General features: G+C 65.3%; 12 protein-coding genes and 1 tRNA gene. 8 read left to right on the top strand and 5 right to left on the bottom strand.

Features of this window, described 5'->3' with window-relative positions; all coding sequences use genetic code 11:
* Positions 1 to 9 precede the first annotated feature (9 nt).
* Positions 10 to 2,046, top strand: a complete 2,037-nt coding sequence (locus tag BSF38_RS10665; protein ID WP_237170840.1) for a S46 family peptidase — start codon at positions 10 to 12, stop codon at positions 2,044 to 2,046.
* A gap of 198 nt (positions 2,047 to 2,244) precedes the next feature.
* Here BSF38_RS10665 and BSF38_RS10660 read toward each other — a convergent pair.
* Positions 2,245 to 2,330, bottom strand: a tRNA-Leu gene (locus BSF38_RS10660).
* A 225-nt stretch (positions 2,331 to 2,555) separates the two neighbouring features.
* On the opposite strand from BSF38_RS10660, the gene BSF38_RS10655 reads away from it, so the two are divergent.
* Positions 2,556 to 3,911 carry a Gfo/Idh/MocA family protein gene (locus tag BSF38_RS10655; RefSeq protein WP_076350747.1) on the top strand — a complete coding sequence of 452 codons (1,356 nt, stop codon included), beginning with the start codon at positions 2,556 to 2,558 and terminating at the stop codon, positions 3,909 to 3,911.
* Between the two features lie 97 nt (positions 3,912 to 4,008).
* Positions 4,009 to 4,776, top strand: coding sequence for a 3-keto-disaccharide hydrolase (locus BSF38_RS10650; protein WP_237170838.1), 768 nt, complete (start codon positions 4,009 to 4,011; stop codon positions 4,774 to 4,776).
* Between the two features lie 252 nt (positions 4,777 to 5,028).
* Here BSF38_RS10650 and BSF38_RS10645 read toward each other — a convergent pair whose 3' ends face one another.
* The gene (locus BSF38_RS10645) at positions 5,029 to 5,949 is read right to left on the bottom strand and encodes a dihydrodipicolinate synthase family protein (RefSeq protein WP_076345439.1); all 921 of its coding nucleotides are present in this window, start codon (positions 5,947 to 5,949) and stop codon (positions 5,029 to 5,031) included.
* A gap of 1,281 nt (positions 5,950 to 7,230) precedes the next feature.
* Here BSF38_RS10645 and BSF38_RS10635 point away from each other — a divergent pair.
* On the top strand, positions 7,231 to 7,701 hold the full coding sequence (locus BSF38_RS10635; protein ID WP_076345435.1) for a GNAT family N-acetyltransferase: 471 nt from the start codon (positions 7,231 to 7,233) through the stop codon (positions 7,699 to 7,701).
* Positions 7,702 to 7,869: 168 nt separating this feature from the next.
* The gene (locus tag BSF38_RS10630) at positions 7,870 to 8,715 is read left to right on the top strand and encodes an IS5 family transposase (protein ID WP_076342952.1); all 846 of its coding nucleotides are present in this window, start codon (positions 7,870 to 7,872) and stop codon (positions 8,713 to 8,715) included.
* Between the two features lie 3 nt (positions 8,716 to 8,718).
* On the opposite strand, the gene BSF38_RS10625 is transcribed toward BSF38_RS10630, so the two are convergent.
* Positions 8,719 to 9,051, bottom strand: a complete 333-nt coding sequence (locus tag BSF38_RS10625) for a hypothetical protein (protein WP_076345433.1) — start codon at positions 9,049 to 9,051, stop codon at positions 8,719 to 8,721.
* A 100-nt stretch (positions 9,052 to 9,151) separates the two neighbouring features.
* Positions 9,152 to 10,531: a Gfo/Idh/MocA family oxidoreductase gene (locus BSF38_RS10620; protein ID WP_076345432.1), complete on the bottom strand. Its 1,380-nt coding sequence runs from the start codon at positions 10,529 to 10,531 to the stop codon at positions 9,152 to 9,154.
* A gap of 506 nt (positions 10,532 to 11,037) precedes the next feature.
* Between BSF38_RS10620 and BSF38_RS10615 the strand changes: the two genes are divergently transcribed.
* The 3 genes from BSF38_RS10615 to BSF38_RS10605 all read left to right on the top strand — a co-directional run bounded on the left by BSF38_RS10615 (position 11,038) and on the right by BSF38_RS10605 (position 13,961).
* Positions 11,038 to 12,540: an aldehyde dehydrogenase family protein gene (locus BSF38_RS10615; protein WP_076345431.1), complete on the top strand. Its 1,503-nt coding sequence runs from the start codon at positions 11,038 to 11,040 to the stop codon at positions 12,538 to 12,540.
* 245 nt (positions 12,541 to 12,785) lie between these two features.
* Positions 12,786 to 13,229, top strand: coding sequence for a peptide-methionine (R)-S-oxide reductase MsrB (gene msrB, locus BSF38_RS10610; protein ID WP_076350746.1), 444 nt, complete (start codon positions 12,786 to 12,788; stop codon positions 13,227 to 13,229).
* A 102-nt stretch (positions 13,230 to 13,331) separates the two neighbouring features.
* The gene (locus BSF38_RS10605; protein ID WP_237170836.1) at positions 13,332 to 13,961 is read left to right on the top strand and encodes a GbsR/MarR family transcriptional regulator; all 630 of its coding nucleotides are present in this window, start codon (positions 13,332 to 13,334) and stop codon (positions 13,959 to 13,961) included.
* 562 nt (positions 13,962 to 14,523) lie between these two features.
* Here BSF38_RS10605 and BSF38_RS10600 read toward each other — a convergent pair.
* Positions 14,524 to 16,779, bottom strand: coding sequence for a protein kinase domain-containing protein (locus tag BSF38_RS10600; protein ID WP_076345429.1), 2,256 nt, complete (start codon positions 16,777 to 16,779; stop codon positions 14,524 to 14,526).
* Positions 16,780 to 16,876: the final 97 nt, after the last annotated feature.

Below are 16,876 nucleotides of genomic sequence, written 5' to 3'. Positions count from 1 at the left end.
AATTTCATCATGTCATTCACTGTGACGCGCGGCGACGAGGGGATGTGGGTCTTCAACAACCTGCCTTTGGAGACGCTCAAGGCGCGCCACGGGTTCACGCCGCCGGCCGGCTGGGCGGAGCATCTGCGGTCGTCGGCCGTCCGGTTCAACAACGGCGGTTCGGGCTCGTTCGTGTCGGCCGACGGCCTGATCATGACGAACCACCACGTCGGCGCCGACACCCTGTCGAAGTTGAGCACGGCCGACAAAGACTATTACCGGCTCGGCTATTACGCGCAGACCCCCGAGCAGGAGGCCAAGGCGCCCGACCTCGAACTGAACGTCCTGGTGGCGATCGAAGACGTGACCGCGGCCGTCAACGCCGGCGTGAAGCCCGAGATGGACGACGCGGCCGCCGCAACGGCCCGGAGGAAGGCGTCGGCCGACATCGAAAAGGCGTCGACCCAGAAGACCGGCCTGCGGAGCGACGTCGTCACGCTCTACCAAGGAGGACGATATCATCTCTACACGTATAAAAAGTACACCGACGTCCGCCTCGTCTTCGCTCCCGAGTTCGACATCGCCTTCTTCGGCGGCGACCCCGACAACTTCGAGTTCCCCCGCTACTGCCTCGACGTCTGCTTCTTCCGCGCCTACGAGGACGGCAAGCCGGCGAAGATCGCCAACCACCTGAAGTGGAGCGCCAACGGCAGCAAGGACGGCGAACTCGTGTTCGTCGCCGGGCACCCCGGCCGGACCGACCGGCTGAACACGATGGCCAGCATCGCGTATCTGCGCGACCTCGGATTTCCGAGCCTGCTCGACTGGCTCCACGCCAAGGAGGCGTTCCTGCTCGACTTCGGCCGTCGCGGGGATGAGGAGTTCCGCCAGTCGAAGGAGGAGTTGTTCTCGATCCAGAACAGCCGCAAGGCGCGGCTGGGCGGTTTCAAGGGGTTGCAAGACCCGGCGTTCCTCGCCAAGAAGCAAGAGGCCGAGAACGACCTGCGCAAGAGCGTGGCCGCCGACCCCAAGAAGCAGGCGGCCTACGGCGAGGCCTGGGATCGCATCGCCGAGGCTCAGAAGGCGATGGCCGCGATCGCCAGGCCGCTCGCCCTTCTGGAGCGCGGACGGGCCATCGATTCGCAGCATTTCGGGATCGCCCGCGAACTCGTGAGGCTCGCCGAGGAGAAGCCCAAGCCGAACGCCGACCGCCTGAAGGAGTATCGCGATTCGGGCCTGGCCTCGCTCGAACTGGAGCTGTTCTCCGAAGCGCCGATCTATCCCGATTTCGAGAAGGCGAAGCTCGCGTTCTCGCTCGGCTACTGGAAGCAGATCGAGCCCAACGACCCGCTGCTCGCCCGGGTTCTCGACGGTCGCACGCCGGCCGAGGCGGCGGCCGCGCTGGTTTCGGGCACGAAGCTGGGCGACGTCGCCGTGCGCCGCAAGCTGGCAGAGGGAGGCAAGGAGGCGATCGAGAAGTCGGACGACCCGATGATCAAGCTGGCCCTCCTGGTCGATCCCGAGTCGAGGCGGCTCCGCAAGGAGCGCGAGGACAAGGTCGAGGGAGTCGAGGCGGCGAATTACGCCCTGATCGCCAAGGCTCTGTTCGAGGAGCGGGGCGACTCGGTTTATCCCGATGCGACGTTCACGCTGCGGCTGGCTTTCGGCGTCGTCAAGGGCTACGAGGTCGACGGCGCGGCCGTCCCGCCTTTCACCGTCGTCGAGGGCGCCTTCGAGCACGCCAAGGCGCATGGCGAGAAGCCGCCGTACGCGCTCCCCAAGTCGTGGCACGAGGCGCGCCGGGCGGAGCGGTTGAATCTCCAGACGCCGTTGAACTTCGTCTCGACGGCCGACATCATCGGCGGCAATTCCGGCAGCCCGGTCGTGAATCGCGACAATGAGGTCGTGGGCCTGATCTTCGACGGTAACGTCCAATCGCTGATCCTCGACTTCGGTTACGACGACAAGACCGCCCGCGCCGTCTCCGTCGACTCGCGAGGCATCATGGAAGCCCTCCGCTCCGTCTACCGCGCCGACCGCCTGGTCAAGGAACTCACCACTCCTTGAGCCAAACACTCGGCTAAGGGGACGTCGCCGCGTCGGCGGCGACGTCCCATAAAGGGAATGTACTACGAGACCGCGGAGAATTAAGCGGTTTTCCGGAGCGAAGGGGCGAGGCAGGGACGGATAACCGGGACGACCGACCAACCGGCGCGCACGAAAAAACCCCGGTGAAGACCGGGGTTTTTTCGTTGACGTAAAGAATGCCGGAGACAGGACTTGAACCTGCACCCGCCGTGAAGCGGACTAGCCCCTCAAGCTAGCGTGTCTGCCAATTCCACCACTCCGGCGAGGGGTGACGCCCTTGAGCGTTGAGAAATCATTCTGGGGTTTGGGCGGCGGAAAGTCAAGCCTAGGCGGGCAAAGTTCGGCGGGATGTGTCCATTGGACGTCGGGTTGGGGGCAGGGGGTTGAAATGGCGGTCAGGCGGGGGCATCCTGGCACGAGTGGCGCCGCGCCCGGCGGAGCGAGCGATCGGACCGATCTTCAGGAGCCTTGCCGTGAAACAGCAGTCGATGGACGCCCAGGCGGGTCAAGGCGGCGGGACGACGCGCCGGCGGTTCGGGCTGGAACTGGCCGGGACGGCGGCGGCGGTGTTCGCGGCGCCGGCGGTGCTGCGGGGCCGCAACCTCAACGACAAGATGAACATCGCGATCATCGGGGCGGGGGGGCGCGGGGCGGCGAACCTCGACGGCGTCTCGTCCGAGAACATCACGGCCCTCTGCGACGTCTTCGAACCGGCCGTCGAGCAGGCGGGCTCGCAGTTTCCCAAGGCCAGGCGGTTTCGCGATTTCCGTAGGGTTTTCGATCACTCGGCCGAGTTCGACGCGGTCGTGGTGAGCACCTGCGAGCACACGCACGCCTTCGCGACCCTCCCGGCGCTCCAGCTCGGCAAGCACGTCTACTGCGAGAAGCCGCTGTCGTACAACGTCTGGGAGGCCCGGGTCATCCGCGAGGCCGCCGAGAAGGCCAAGGTCGCCACCCAGATGGGGACTCAGATCCACGCCGGCGACAACTATCGTCGCGTCGTGGAATTGATCCAGGCCGGCGCGATCGGACCCGTGACCGAAGCCCACGTCTGGGTCGGCCGGGCCTGGGGCCGGCAGTCGGCCGAGGACGCCCGGCGCAACCAGGACATCGTCCATGTCGAGGAACGTCCCACGGGCTCGTCGCCGATCCCCAAGGGGCTCGACTGGGACCTCTGGCTTGGCCCCGCCCCCGCGCGGCCGTTCCACGAAGTCTACTTCCCCGGCCCCAAGTGGTATCGCTGGTGGGACTTCGGCAACGGCACGATGAGCGATCTGGGAAGCCACTGGATCGATCTCCCGTTCTGGGCGCTCAAGCTCAAGTCGCCCGCGACCATCGAGGCGTTCGGCCCGCCGCCGCACCCCGAGATCGCGCCGGCGTCGATGAAGGTCGTCTACGAGTACGCCGGGCACGACCAGGCGCCTCCGCTGACCCTCACCTGGTATCAGGGCGCCGACAAGCCTAAGGCGTTCCATGACGGGACGATCCCCAAGTGGGACAGCGGTGTTCTGTTCGTCGGTTCCAAGGGGATGCTCCTGGCTGATTACGGCCGCCTGAAGCTGCTCCCCGAGAAGGAATTCCAGGGTTTCATCGCTCCCGCGCAGGTGTTCCCCAAGTCGCTGGGCCACCACGCCGAGTGGATTCACGCCTGCAAGACCGGCGGCAAGGCTCTGTGCGATTTCGCCTACTCCGGCTGGCTCACCGAGGCGAATCATCTGGGGAACGTCGCCTACCGAACCGGCAAGAAGCTCGAATGGGACGCCGCCAAGCTCCAGGCCTCGAACGCCCCGGAGGCCGAGCCGTTCCTCCGACGTGAATACCGCAAGGGCTGGAAGCTGGCCTGAGCCGGGTCGAACCGTTGAAGTCCATGGTCCGCCCAGTCCTTTCTTGATTGCGGAGCAACCGCCGATGTGTTGGTTTAGTGGATTGATCGCCCTTTCGATGCTCGTCGGTATGTCGTCCCCGTCGTCGGCTCAGTCGACCGCCGAGCCGGCGAAGGGGCGCTGGACGAGCCTGTTCAACGGCAAGAATCTGGACGGCTGGGTCATGAAGCTCAAGGGGAGCGACCTCGGGGAGAACTACAAGGACACGTTCCGGGTCGAGGACGGCGTGATCCGGGTCTCCTACGACAAGTATGAGAAGTTCAACGGCGAGTTCGGGCACCTGTTCTTCCATCAGCCGTTCTCCAAGTACAAGCTGCGGATCGAGTACCGGTTCGTCGGCGAGCAGTGCCCCGGCGGTCCGGGCTGGGCGTATCGCAACAGCGGGGTCATGATCCACAGCCAGAAGCCCGAGACGATGAGCAAGGATCAGGAGTTCCCCGTCTCGATCGAGGTCCAGTTTCTGGGAGGCGCGGAGCGGGGCACCCGGCCGACGGGCAACGTCTGCACGCCGGGCACCCACATCGTGATGGACGGCAAACTGATCACGCAGCACTGCAACGACTCGAAGTCGCCGACCCTTCGCGGCGACCAGTGGGTGACGATCGAGGTTGAGGCCCACGGCAACGGCACGATCAAGCACTTCGTCAACGGCGAGCTGGTCATCCAGTACGAGAAGCCGCAGCTCGACCCCGACGACCGCGACGCGGCCAAACTGCTCAAGGCGAACAACGGCGAAAAGGCCCTTTCCGGCGGTTACATCGCCCTCCAGGCCGAGACCGCCCCGGTGGAGTTTCGCAAAATCGAGATCATGCCGCTCGACGACTGAGTCGGGCGTGGGTTCGGGTTGACCGTGAGCAACCGCCAATTATGGGTTCCGAAAGAAATTCACCACGGAGGACACAGAGGAGACGGAGGTAAACGATTCGATCGGTAATACGGATGACACCGTCGCGCGGGAGAACGAGGTTGAAGATGAGCGGCAGGCCCACATCCCTTCCCCCCTTCGTGTCCTCTGTGTCCTCCGTGGTGAGCCGAATCCAGTTTTCGCGGTCATCGTTCAGCCGTCGCGGACGGCCCGTTACTCCGGCTTGTTGAGTGGACGAGGGAAAACGTCGAGGGGCTCAAGGCGTTCCCAGAGGGCCACGCGCTCAGCGGCCGTGAGCTTGCCGAGCGGCGTTCGCACCGGGCCGCAGTCGACGCCGAGCATCGCCATGACGGCTTTCGACGCGGCCAGGAAGCCGAACTCGGCGAGGGTCTTGATCAGGGTGATCGACTTGGCTTGCTCGGCGCGGGCGGTTGCGAGGTCCCCCTTGTCGAAGGCCGCCTGAATCCGGTGGTAGACCGGGGCGGCGAAGTTGTATGTGCTGCCGACGGCCCCTCGAATCCCCAGGCAGAGGCCGGCGAGCAGGCACTCGTCGGACCCGAACAGGACGTCGAACCCGCCGTCGTCGAGCCGGACGCACTCCTGCAGCTCCAGCATGTTGTCGTTCGAGTACTTGAGCCCCTTGAGCGTCGGGATTCGGAACTTCGCCTCGTGGAGGAATTCGGACATCGGCAGCCGGACGCCGGTCATGGCCGGGATGTCGTAGAAGTAGAACGGCAGCGGGTCGGCCTCGGCGGCGATCGGGGAGCAGAACTCGACGAGGTCGTGGATGGTGGAAGGCTTGAAGAAGCTCGGCGCCATCACGGCGACGGCCTCCGCGCCCGCCTGCCGGGCGTGGGCCGCCAGCTCGATCGCGTCGGCCTGGCAGTTGTGGCCGACATGCACGGCTACCCGCATCGTCCCCTTGCCGGCCTTGATCCATCGTTCGGTGAGGGCCTTCCGCTCGGCCACGGTCAGCGACGCCCACTCGCCGGTCGTCCCCCCCACGAACACCGAGGTGATCCGCGACTCCCGCAGCAGGTCCGCCTGTCGGTCGACGGCCTCGACGTTGAGCCGGCCGTCGGCGTGAAACGGCGAGTGGCAGGCGGGGACGAGTCCGGTCAGCGGTCCAGGCATGGGAAGCGGCTCCGTTTGGGCTCGATTTCCGACGGTCGCGACTGAAAGGGCCTCGGCGACAAGGCCCGGAACTGCGCCGTCTAGATGATGAGGTTCCAGTCTACAGGCCGCCCGGAACCCGGAGAATGGTCGTCGCCGCGACTCAATAATCGGTTCTGCGGTCTTCGACGATTTTGCGCATCGCGCGGCTTTTTCCTTCCTCCCCCGCCCCCAACGCGATTGGCTTTGTTCGCTCCATTTTCGGGGCGAAACACACGGCCGACGCCCCGCCGGCGCGAGCCTTTGAGATTGGGTTCGATCGCCGCGGAAACGGGGCTGACTTCGCCCGTTGTCGGCCTGTGGACGAGGCCCTCGGCGATCGGCTGGATTGGCTTCGTTCGCTGTCTCATGGAGGTCGTTTGTGTGGTTACAAGTCCTGATTCCATAGCGGGTTACGCGATTACGGTGCGTTGGCTTCGTTCGCGCAGAAACGCGGCGATTTCGTCGGGCGAGGCGTCCGGGGCTTCGCCTTGCTCCCCGCGCCCGGCTGCTGGCGGATTGGGTTCGATCGCTCGTTTTTCGAGACGGATCGAGGCGGGCCGATTGGGTTCGATCGCTCATTTTCGAGGTTCGTCGAGGCGGGTGGATTGGGTTCGATCGCTCTGTTTCTGGACCCTGTCGATGCGGCTGATCGACGTCCGAATTGAGAAAGAGCCGAGGCGCGCGAGGGAGCCCTCCAGTATGAATGTACTACAGGTTCGAAGCCTGCTCTGAGAATAGCTCGTGGGACCGACTGCGGGACGATCGAGGAGCGGAATACCAGCCCGCCGCGCCAGCGAGGGGATCGCCTCGGGGATTCGAAAACACTCCCTCGCTGACGCATCAGGCTGCCATGAAATTCCAGTCCGTGGTTTGCCGAAGGGGCGCCCCTACCGGCCCCGGGCGACCGCAGACCCCCATTTTCATCAGGATGGGTGCCGCGATCGATTGCTCTGAAAATAGCCCGTGAGACGATCGGGGAGCGGAATACAAGCCCGAAGCGCCAGCGAGTGAATTCCCCGCTGGCCGACCGGAAATTCACTCGCTGGCGCTTCGGGCTTCCATTCGGAGGCCGCCCGCGAGGTTGGACGTCCCAAAGGCGTCATGGCGGTTGCCATGAAGAATCCAGTCCGTGGTTTGCCGTAGGGACGCCCCTTGTGGGTGCCCGATCCGGATCGGCGACAGCGGCGACTTCCGCCATTCGGGCACCCACAAGGGGCGCCCCTACAATGGGTTATCCACGCAGCAAGTCGAGGTTGAAACATGAGCCGGACGATCACTCGGTCCACCGATCCCGAAGAGTTGCAAACACTCCGAGCGTTGTTCCAGGAATACGTCGACTCTCTGGGCATGGATCTTAGATTTCAGCACTTCGAGCAGGAGTTTGCCGATCTCCCCGGCCGGTACGCGCCACCGTCGGGCTGCATCCTGCTGGCGATGGAGGATGACCAGCCTGCCGGTTGCGTGGCGTTGAGGCCGCTGGCCGACGGCGCCTGCGAAATGAAGCGGCTCTACGTTCGCCCCCAGCACCGAGGGACCGGATTAGGTCGCGCGCTCGCGGAGCGAGTGATCCAGGAAGCACGAAACATCGGCTACGATCGCATCCGGCTGGATACGATCCCTTCGATCATGAGTGGAGCCGTCGCCATGTACCACGCGCTGGGATTCGAGACGATAGCCCCTTACTGTGACAACCCGATTCCGGGAGCCATGTTCCTGGAGCTGCGATTATAGCCGATCACGTTTCGACTGCCGGCGTTGGATCGGCGACCTGCGGTGAGCTTGCGCACTGACTTTGTGGCCGTACCGAATTCTAAGAGGCTATCCCGTAATTCTAGAAGATCGTAAACTCTTGTCCTCCCAGGAGGTTCGCAGGATTCATCGCCGCAGGAGCACCGTTCGATGCGTAAGCCCTACCCGTCCGACCTGACCGACGAACAGTGGGCGATCGTCGAGCCCTTGATCCCCGTTCCCCAGGTCGGACGGCCCCGGACCAACGACATGCGGGAGGTGCTCAATGCCATCCTCTACCTCAACCGCTCGGGGTGCCAGTGGGATATGCTGCCGCACGACCTGCCGGCCAAGAGCACCGTCTACAACCACTTCGCCCAGTGGCGGGACGACGGCACATGGCAACTCATCCTGGACGCCCTGCGCCGCCAGGTCCGCACGACGGCCGGGCGGGAGCCGTCCCCAAGCGCCGGGAGCATCGACAGCCAGACGGTCAAGGGGACCGAGACAGGGGGCGAACGGGGCTACGACGGCGGCAAGAAGCTGACCGGCGTGAAACGACATATCATCGTGGATACGCTGGGGTTGCTGCTGGTCGTGGCGGTCTCGGCGGCGTCCGCCGACGACGGGACGCACGCCCCCCAGGTGCTGGGGCGGCTGACGGCCGAGCATCGAAGCCGGTTGGCGTTGGTCTGGGGCGACGGCAAGTATCGCAACCACCACCTCGACGGCTGGCTGGCGGAGGCCTCGGCCGGGTACAGGATCGAGGTCGTGGAGCGGCCGCCGGGAAGCCAAGGGTTTGTGAAGCTGCCGAGGCGCTGGGTGGTGGAGCGGACGTTCGCCTGGCTGGGGCGGCATCGGCGACACAGTCGGAATTACGAGCACCACGCCGAGAGCAGCGAGTCGATGATCCGCATCAGCTCTATTCATCGCATGCTCAAGTTCTTGAAGCCCGATCGCTCAAGGCCGGCGATCCCGTTCAAGTACCATAAAAACCAGGACATCATTACGGGATAGCCTCTAAGAAGGCAGGAGATCGAGGGCGAAATATAAGGCAAGGATCAGCAGCACCGGCCTGATCACAACGCATATCCAGACTGGGATGAGGTTGAGCGACTGCTTTCGTGCGATCCGTATGTGTATCGACAAGGCTGTGATCGCCACGAGAAACACGATGAAATCTACAAACGCCTCAGCCCCCATGCCTGCCCGTCCCACGGCAATGACATGGTCGAATGAGTCCCTCCCGTGCTTGAAATCGTAATACAGTTTGACCTCCCACACGGTGAGAGCGATGCTGCACACGATCGGCAAGAGGCGCAGAAATTCATGAAGGATACGCCGTTTCTCCATGCGCCTTTATGCCCAGGACTTGAAACAAAAAACGTCCCGCCCGGCGGTCGGCCGGACGGGACGTGCGATGTTGCCAGTGAGAAGCTCGAACCGGTTCGGCTCAGCCGAACTCGCGGTCACGGACGATGCCGGGCTGCGGGATCGGGTACTTGCCGTTGGGAAGCGTCTGGAGCGGCGCGGCACCGGTCATGGTGAGCTTCTCAAGGTCGGGGGCGAACTCGTGGGTGCAGTTGAGCATGTCGTCGAAGGTGACGAGCTGGCCGGTGTGGGCGGCCATGCGGCCCATCGAGGTGACGAGGCTGGCTTCGACGCCCCGCTTGACCTCGTTGTACGAGTGATCCTTGCGGATCGCATCGATGAGGTCGTCCCATTCGAGCTGGTAGGGATTGGCCTCGGGCTGGGCGGCCGACCAGACGAGGTCCTTCTTGGAGTTGAGCTTCTGGCCCTTGTAGATCCGGCACTTGGCCGGCGAGTGGGCGGCGGTCGAGATCACGGCCGAGCCCTTCGAGCCGTGGGCGTAGCTGGCGAACTCGGACTTGCAGCCGTCGAGGTTGCGGCCTTCGAGGAAGAACTTGCTGCCGTCCGCGAAGGTGTACTCGACCGAGTAGGTGTCGAAGTTCTGATCGATGAAGTCGCCGCGGTAGGTGCGGGCGCCGGAGGCGGTGGCCGAGACCGGCCAGGCGTCCTTCATCCAGCAGCATTCATCGATGTTGTGGATCAGGAAGTCGCTGTAGGCGCCGCCGCTGGCCCACAGGAATCCGTGGAACATCTTGATCTGGTAGAGCAGCTCGCTGATGTCGTTGGGCTTGGGGGGGACGTTGGCCGAGCCGACGGGGCCGGTCTGGCGATAGGCTCGCAGGGCGATGATGTCGCCGATCTCGCCCCCCTTGATCCGGTCGTACAGCTCATGACGGGCGCGACAGTGGCGACACATCAGGCCGACGCCGACTTTGAGGTTCTTGGCGATCGACTTCTCGGCCAGTTCAAGCATCCGGCGGGAGGTGGGGCCGTCGACGGTGACCGGCTTCTCCATGAAGACGTTCAGGCCCTTTTCGATGGCGTACTGGAAGTGGAGCCAGCGGAAGGCCGGCGGGGTGGCGAGGATCACCACGTCGCCCGGCTTGAGGCAGTCCATGGCCTTCTTGTAGCCGTCGAAGCTGATGAACTTACGCTCGGCCGGGACCTCGACCTGCTTGCTCTCCTTGAAGGTTTTCTCAAGCTGGTCGTAGCTGTCCTTGAGCTTGTAGTCGAAGACGTCGGCCATGGCGACCAGCTTGATCGGGCCGTTCTTGACCGACAGCGCGTTCTCGGCCGCGCCGGTGCCGCGTCCGCCGCAGCCCACGAGCGCCACCTGGATGGTGTTCGATTCGCCGGCGTGGACCAGCGGGGCGGCCGCCCCGCCGATGGCCGTGGCCGACGCGATCATGCCACTGGTTTTGAGGAAGTCTCGACGCGAGGCGTTCGACTGAGGTTCGGTCATGGGCTTGCTCCAATTTTGCGAGTCACACCCGGAACGGACTATCCAAAAATCAACCGAGGCGCGCGGCGACGGGGCCGGCGCAAGGTCCGCGAGCCTCTATCGGCTTCCGCCGAATCTCGGTTGATGGAGAGGTTCCATACGAGCCACGACTCAGGTGGGTGGGTGGGCCGGAAAGATCAAGCGGCGCCGAACCCTTCCAGACTCCATGAAACCGCCACGGCCAAGGTGAAAACCGGCCGAACGCTTCGGGAGGGAAGCCAGTCGCCGCCATTTAACAATTCTTGATCATAACAAGAGCGACCCGGTTGTCCACCAAGAATGATCGATTTCTCATCGACGGATACGCTCCTCGGCATCGAAAAGTTCGTACGCGTGGCGTCGGCGGAACATCACTTCCGCGTCTCCGCACCGCCGATCATTCTGCTATGCTTGTCGACGTATCCGAGGCCCGGCGGGACCGGCGCCGCCCCAGGACCTCGGGGGATTTCGCGAGGGGAGAGGAAGTCATGTCCGTGACGATCGACGACGTTCTGGCAACCCGAAACCCGGCTTCCGGCGCCGAGGTCGGCCGGGCCGCGGCGACGTCGCCCGACGCGGTCGCCGCGATCGTCGGTCGCGCCGGCGACGCGCAGGCCGGATGGGCCGCGCGGCCCTGGAACGAGCGCCGGATGGTGCTGGCCGACTGGTGGCGGATTCTCGGCCGCGACGCCCGCGCGTGGTCGGACCTGATCCGCGACGAGATCGGCAAGCCTGCGACCGAGGCGATGGCCGGCGACCTGATCCCCACCCTCGACGCGCTCCGATGGACCGTCAAGCGGTCCGGCAAGCTGCTCGCCGACGAGCGAATCGGGCCGTCGTGGCAGCGCTGGCTGCTGACGCCGACGGGCCGGCTGCGATGGACCCCTTACGGCGTCGTCGGGATCGTCGGCACCTGGAATTACCCGCTCTTCCTCAACGCGGCCCCGATCGCCCAGGCGCTCGCGGGGGGCAACGCGGTGGTCTGGAAGCCGTCGGAGCTGGCGATCGCTTGCGGCGAAAAGCTCCAGCAAAGCCTGGAGGAAGCGGGAACGCCGCCGGGGCTGGTCGCGGCCGTTTACGGCCGGGGCGAAGTGGGTCAGGCGCTCCTTGAGTCGAACATCGACAAGGCGATATTCACTGGCGGCGTTGAGACCGGACGGCGGGTGCTCTCGACCCTCGCCGGCCGGGGGATTCCGGCGGTCGTCGAGCTTTCCGGCTTCGATCCGGCGATCATCCTGCCGGACGCGCCCGTCGAGAGCACCGTGCGCGCGATCGTCTGGTCGGCGTTCGTGGGATGCGGCCAGACCTGCGTAGCGGTGAAGCGGATCATCGTAGTCGGCGACGCCCGCCCCTGGGCCGAGGCGTTCGCGGCCGAGATCCGCAAGCTGAGGGTCGGCGATCCGGCCGAGCCGGGCGTCGACGTCGGGCCGATGATCAACGATCCGGCCCGCGACCGGTTCGACCGGACGATCCGCGCGACCGTCGAGGCGGGCGCCGAGGTCCTCGCCGGCGGCGAACCGCTCGACCGGCCGGGCTCGTTCTACGCGCCGACGCTCCTCTCGGCCCGGTCGCCCGAGCCGGAACGAGCGCTCGAAGGGGCGTTCGGGCCGGTCGTGCTGATCCGGGGCGTCGACGACGCCGAGGCCGCGATCGCGGCGGCCAATTCCAGCAACATGGCTCTCGCGGCAAGCGTCTGGGGCCGCGACAGGCGCGCTGCGCGCGCGATCGCCCGGCGGATCGAGGCTGGCATGGTCTGCGTCAACGAGGCGGTTGCGCCGACGGCCTCGGCCTCGGCCCCGTTCGGCGGCTTCAAGTCGAGCGGTTACGGGCGGACGCACGGCGAGCTGGGGCTCCGCGAATTCGTCGCGCCGCAGGTTCTGTTCGAACGAAGCGCGGGGGGCTTCCGGCCCCAGTTATTCCCGTATTCGCGCGGCGGGACGGTCGACAAGTTTCTGGGTTTCTACCGCTGGATGTTCCACCGTCGCGCGTGAAGCTCGAGGCGTTCGCGCGGTCGATTTCGGATGATCGCCGCGATTGCGGCCCGGATCGTGAATACAATGGATGGAACCGAGCCGAGTTCCTCGGCGGCAGGCACGGAGCAGGACCGATGATGACAGGGAACTTGCCGAAGGGCTTCAAACTTCTGGTCGGGGCGACGGTCGTTCTGGCCGGCGCGGCGGCCTTCTGGACGGCCGACCTGACGCAGCAACCTTCAACCGACGGGAGGTCGACGATCATGGCGAACAACGACGCGAGCGAAAAGGCCGACCCTTGGCGCGGCAAGCTCACGCCCGAGCAATACCACGTCACGCGCGAGAAGGGGACCGAGCGCGCCTTCACCGGCAAATACTGGAACAACAAGCACGAAGGCGTTTACAAGTGCGTCTGCTGCGGCGAGCCGCTGTTCGACTCGTCGACCAAGTACGAGTCCGGCACCGGCTGGCCCAGCTTCTGGCAGCCGATCGCCGAAAAGAAGATCGAGACCGAGACCGATTCCAGCCTCTTCATGAGCCGGAACGAAGTCGTCTGCCGCAACTGCAAGGCCCACCTCGGACACGTCTTCGAAGACGGTCCCGAGCCCACCGGCCTGCGCTATTGTCTGAACTCGGCGTCGCTCGACTTCGAGGAGCGAGCCGGCTCGCAAGGCCGGGAACCAGCCGCGAAAGCCAAGCCGGAATAAACGGAAGCCGCGCTCGGGGGAGGTTTCGCCTGCTTGTTCGACCGTTTCACAGGGAGTATGATTTCTGTAGAAACTGTTTTACCAGACAGGGCGGTATCAACCGTGACGCTCACACCGGCCGCGCAGAAATTCGTGCTTCACTGGGGAGAGATGGGGCAGGCCTGGGGCATCAACCGGACGATGGCCCAGGTTCACGCCTTGCTGTTCGTCTCGCCCTCGCCGCTGGACGCCGAGGAGATCAGCAAGCTCCTCGACGTCAGCCGTTCGAACGTTTCGACGAGCCTTCGCGAGCTGATCACCTGGGGCGTGGTGCGTCGCGTCCACATCATCGGCGACCGCCGCGACCGTTTCGAGGCGCTCAAGGATGTGATGGAGACGTTCCGCGTCATCATGGCCGAGCGCAAGCGGCGCGAGATGGACCCGACCATCCTGCTGCTCGAAAACTGCGTCCGCGAAGCCAAGGCGGGGGACGAGTCGGAGCAATACACGCGCGAGCAGCTCGAAAAGATGCTCGACTTCACCCGGATGGTCACCGAGTGGTACAGCCACATCGACAACCTGCCGATCCCCTCGCTGCTCCGACTCTTCCGCGGCGGAACCCTGATCGCCAAGCTCTTCACCAAAGCCGGTGCCCGAAAGGGTCAGATCGGGTTCGACCCAGCCGACTCCGACGAGTCGGAAGCCGAAGCCCTCGTCCGTGCGGGAGCCGAAGCCGACGGGCGCGGGGCGTGACCATCCGTAGACGACGTCACCTCAAGCACCGTGTTGCGGAAAGTCATCAAAACAGACTGCCGCGAGCATGCCTTCCCTCCTTGCGAGACAAGTCAGCCGAGGGTCGGATGAGGGGGTCATGATCGGGGGTTTCTCGAGCGCCTCGGCGATCGAACACCCGTCATCTGCCCCGTTGGGGCAATAGTGTTCGCCGCGATGATTGCTCACGGACGTGCGATGCCGATCGGGTGGCGTGAGATGGTCCGCGTAGTTTTATGGCCAGGGTTGTGGCCCCGGCACGCGCGACGTGGGAGCGGTTCGGCCTCCGATTTGGAGTGCGGGAGCCTGCTCCCGCATGGGCCGCGCGCCAAGCGCGGCGGCAAGCCGCCGCACTCCACGTCGGTATGGGACCGGCCTCACGGAGGCCGGCTAATAATCGGTTCGCTTCCAACGCCGCCTCAAATCTCGCGCCGAACACTATTGCCCTGCGAGGCACCTTCTCCCGTAAAGGGAGAAGGGAATTTGGCACCGGTGCGTCTAAAGTTCTACAGCGCTGCCCTCGGCTATTCGGTTTTGCACGCGATTACTTCAACCCCGTGACCCCGGCGATCTCGTCACGAAATCGCGCGAGTTCGGCGTCGCGAACCATGTCTTTTCCCCGATTCCGGTCCATCCAGGCGATGCTCTGATCGAACCACAGGCGGGCCTGTTCCTTGCTCCCGGTGCGATGATCGAGAGCCGCCAGGAAGAGCCAGTCAGCGGGGTCGCCGCCATTGTTCAGATCCATGGATTTCTGGAAGGCCGCGGCGGCGGACGCGTCGTGTCCGAGACGGTACTGGGCCACTCCAAGGGTGTTCCAGAATCCGGCGATCCTGGGCTCCCATTCGGTCGCATGTCTGATCAGGCGGGCGGCCGCCTCCGCGTCGGAGGTGTTGACGTCGGGGGTGAGAACCAGGGCCCACGCCAGGTCGTTGAGGGGGCCGACCAGGGCCGTCGTGAAGCAAGGCTGCGCGACGGCCGTGTCGGCGATCATCGCCTCGGCGACCGCGAGGGCCCGGCGGAACGTGGCTTCGGCCTCCGGTCCATCGGCGGGGGCCTTCAAGAATCGCGAGTACTCGTACAAGGTCTCGATCAGGCCGGTGCGGAGCCAGATTTGCTCGGGATGCGAGGCCGCGAGTTGTTCGTAGTGGCGGATCGCCTCTCGGTAGTCGTCGCGGCCTTGCGCCCGGCCCAGAGCCATCCGGCAGAAGCCCGCCTGGCGATAGGCCTTGGGGTACACCTCCTTCAGCATCTCGGCGTTGGCGACCAGTTTCGGTACGCGGTCGTAGAACGAGAGCGCCCACAGCAGCACCCGCTTCGCGTCCGCTTCACTCGTGGGGTCGGAACCGATCGACGCGGCCAGGGGGCGCGTGATCTGATCGAGCGCGCCGAGGGAATACTCGATCGCGAGGCGTTCCTCGACGAGCGCCTTCCTGTTGCTGTCGAGCGTGGCGTCGGTGCGCCGCTTGGCCGCCCAGAGGACTGTCGTGCTGACCGTCAGAGTCAAGATAAGGGCCGCGAGCCCGGCCACGACGGCCGGTCGGTGGCGCCGCGACCACTTGATCGCGCGATCGACGAGGCCCGGCCGACGCGCCCGGATCGGCTCATCGTTGAGGAACCGCCGGAGATCGTCGGCCAGCGAGCCGGCCGAGGCGTACCGGGCCGAGGGCACCTTCTCCACGGCCTTGAGGACGATCGTCTCCAGGTCTTTGGGGATCGCGGGATTGATCCGTCGGAGCGGCGCCGGCTCGTCGTCGAGGATTCGCTTGACCAGCTCCTCGCGGTCGGCGGCGTCGAAGGCGGGACGGAGCGTCAACAGCTCGTAGAGGGTCACGCCCAGCGAGTAGATGTCGGTCGCCGCGTTCACCCCGCCGCGCTCGGCGCGGATCTGCTCGGGGCTCATGTAGCGGAGCGTGCCGACGAGGTCGCCCGTCCGCGTCAGGTCGAGGTCTTCCTGAGGGAGTCGAGCCAGGCCGAAATCGGCGATCCAGAGACTCCCTCGGCCGTCGATCAGGAGGTTCGACGGCTTGATATCGCGATGAATGACCCCCATCATGTGGGCGTGCTCGAGCGCTTCGGCCGCCTGAAGTCCAAGCCGGGCCGTCTCCCGCCCATGGGCGCGGCCCGACGATGATTGCCCCGGCGGCCTCGTCCGGCGCGCCCGTTCGCCGGCAAGTCCCGAACCATCGCCTTCCGAGTCGACCGAAGGCTTGGCCGCAAGCTCGCGAATGATGCGCGTCAGGGGCTTGCCCTCGATGAGCTGCATCGCGTAGAAGTGGGCGCCCCGATCGGTCCCGATGCCGAACACCGGGACGATGTGCTCGTGGTGGAGGAGGGCCGCGGCCTGCGCCTCGATCTGGAACCGCTGCCGCTGGCGAGGGTCCATCGACGCGGCCGACGGCAGAACCTTCAGCGCCACCCGGCGCCCGAGGGACCGTTGCTCGGCCTCGTAGACCACGCCCATGCCGCCCCGGCCGATCTCCCGGATGATCCGGAAGTCGCCCAGCACGAACGTGGGAGGTGCCTCCACCGCCGAGGCGCAATTCGAGGTCGATTGGAACATCCAGGCAGCCTCGTCGACGAGATCCATTCCGGCGAGGCACGCGCCCAGCGGCTCGGCGATCGACGCGTGGCGGGCGAGGAACTCACTCCGAGCGGGCGGCTGGCCGCCATCGACAAGGGAAACATACTCCTCCATGGCCGCGACGATCCGGAGGTCCTCGAACCGCGAGAACGTCCCGGTCGAACCCGCATATTCAACGCTTGAGCAGGCTTCGACGTTGGTGGATGACACGAGCATGCCCCCGTTCGGCATCGACCAGGTGATTCGCTGTTGCGTGAAAACGACAGGGACCACGAGTCGAGTGTTCTGCCTCAGAAGTCCGTAAACTTCCAGC

This window comes from Paludisphaera borealis (assembly GCF_001956985.1).
Classification (GTDB): domain Bacteria; phylum Planctomycetota; class Planctomycetia; order Isosphaerales; family Isosphaeraceae; genus Paludisphaera; species Paludisphaera borealis.
Note: the sequence above shows the minus strand (reverse complement) of the source record. Positions and strands in the feature narration are given on the sequence as shown.

Excerpts from the sequence above, each read along its gene's own strand:
- BSF38_RS10645 (WP_076345439.1), bottom strand. The coding sequence starts at position 5,949 with ATGCCTGGACCGCTGACCGGACTCGTCCCCGCCTGCCACTCGCCGTTT.
- BSF38_RS10615 (WP_076345431.1), top strand. The coding sequence starts at position 11,038 with ATGTCCGTGACGATCGACGACGTTCTGGCAACCCGAAACCCGGCTTCC.
- BSF38_RS10620 (WP_076345432.1), bottom strand. The coding sequence starts at position 10,531 with ATGACCGAACCTCAGTCGAACGCCTCGCGTCGAGACTTCCTCAAAACC.
- BSF38_RS10600 (WP_076345429.1), bottom strand. The coding sequence starts at position 16,779 with ATGCTCGTGTCATCCACCAACGTCGAAGCCTGCTCAAGCGTTGAATAT.
- BSF38_RS10655 (WP_076350747.1), top strand. The coding sequence starts at position 2,556 with ATGGACGCCCAGGCGGGTCAAGGCGGCGGGACGACGCGCCGGCGGTTC.
- BSF38_RS10635 (WP_076345435.1), top strand. The coding sequence starts at position 7,231 with ATGAGCCGGACGATCACTCGGTCCACCGATCCCGAAGAGTTGCAAACA.
- BSF38_RS10630 (WP_076342952.1), top strand. The coding sequence starts at position 7,870 with ATGCGTAAGCCCTACCCGTCCGACCTGACCGACGAACAGTGGGCGATC.
- BSF38_RS10650 (WP_237170838.1), top strand. The coding sequence starts at position 4,009 with ATGCTCGTCGGTATGTCGTCCCCGTCGTCGGCTCAGTCGACCGCCGAG.
- BSF38_RS10665 (WP_237170840.1), top strand. The coding sequence starts at position 10 with ATGTCATTCACTGTGACGCGCGGCGACGAGGGGATGTGGGTCTTCAAC.
- BSF38_RS10625 (WP_076345433.1), bottom strand. The coding sequence starts at position 9,051 with ATGGAGAAACGGCGTATCCTTCATGAATTTCTGCGCCTCTTGCCGATC.
- msrB (WP_076350746.1), top strand. The coding sequence starts at position 12,786 with ATGGCGAACAACGACGCGAGCGAAAAGGCCGACCCTTGGCGCGGCAAG.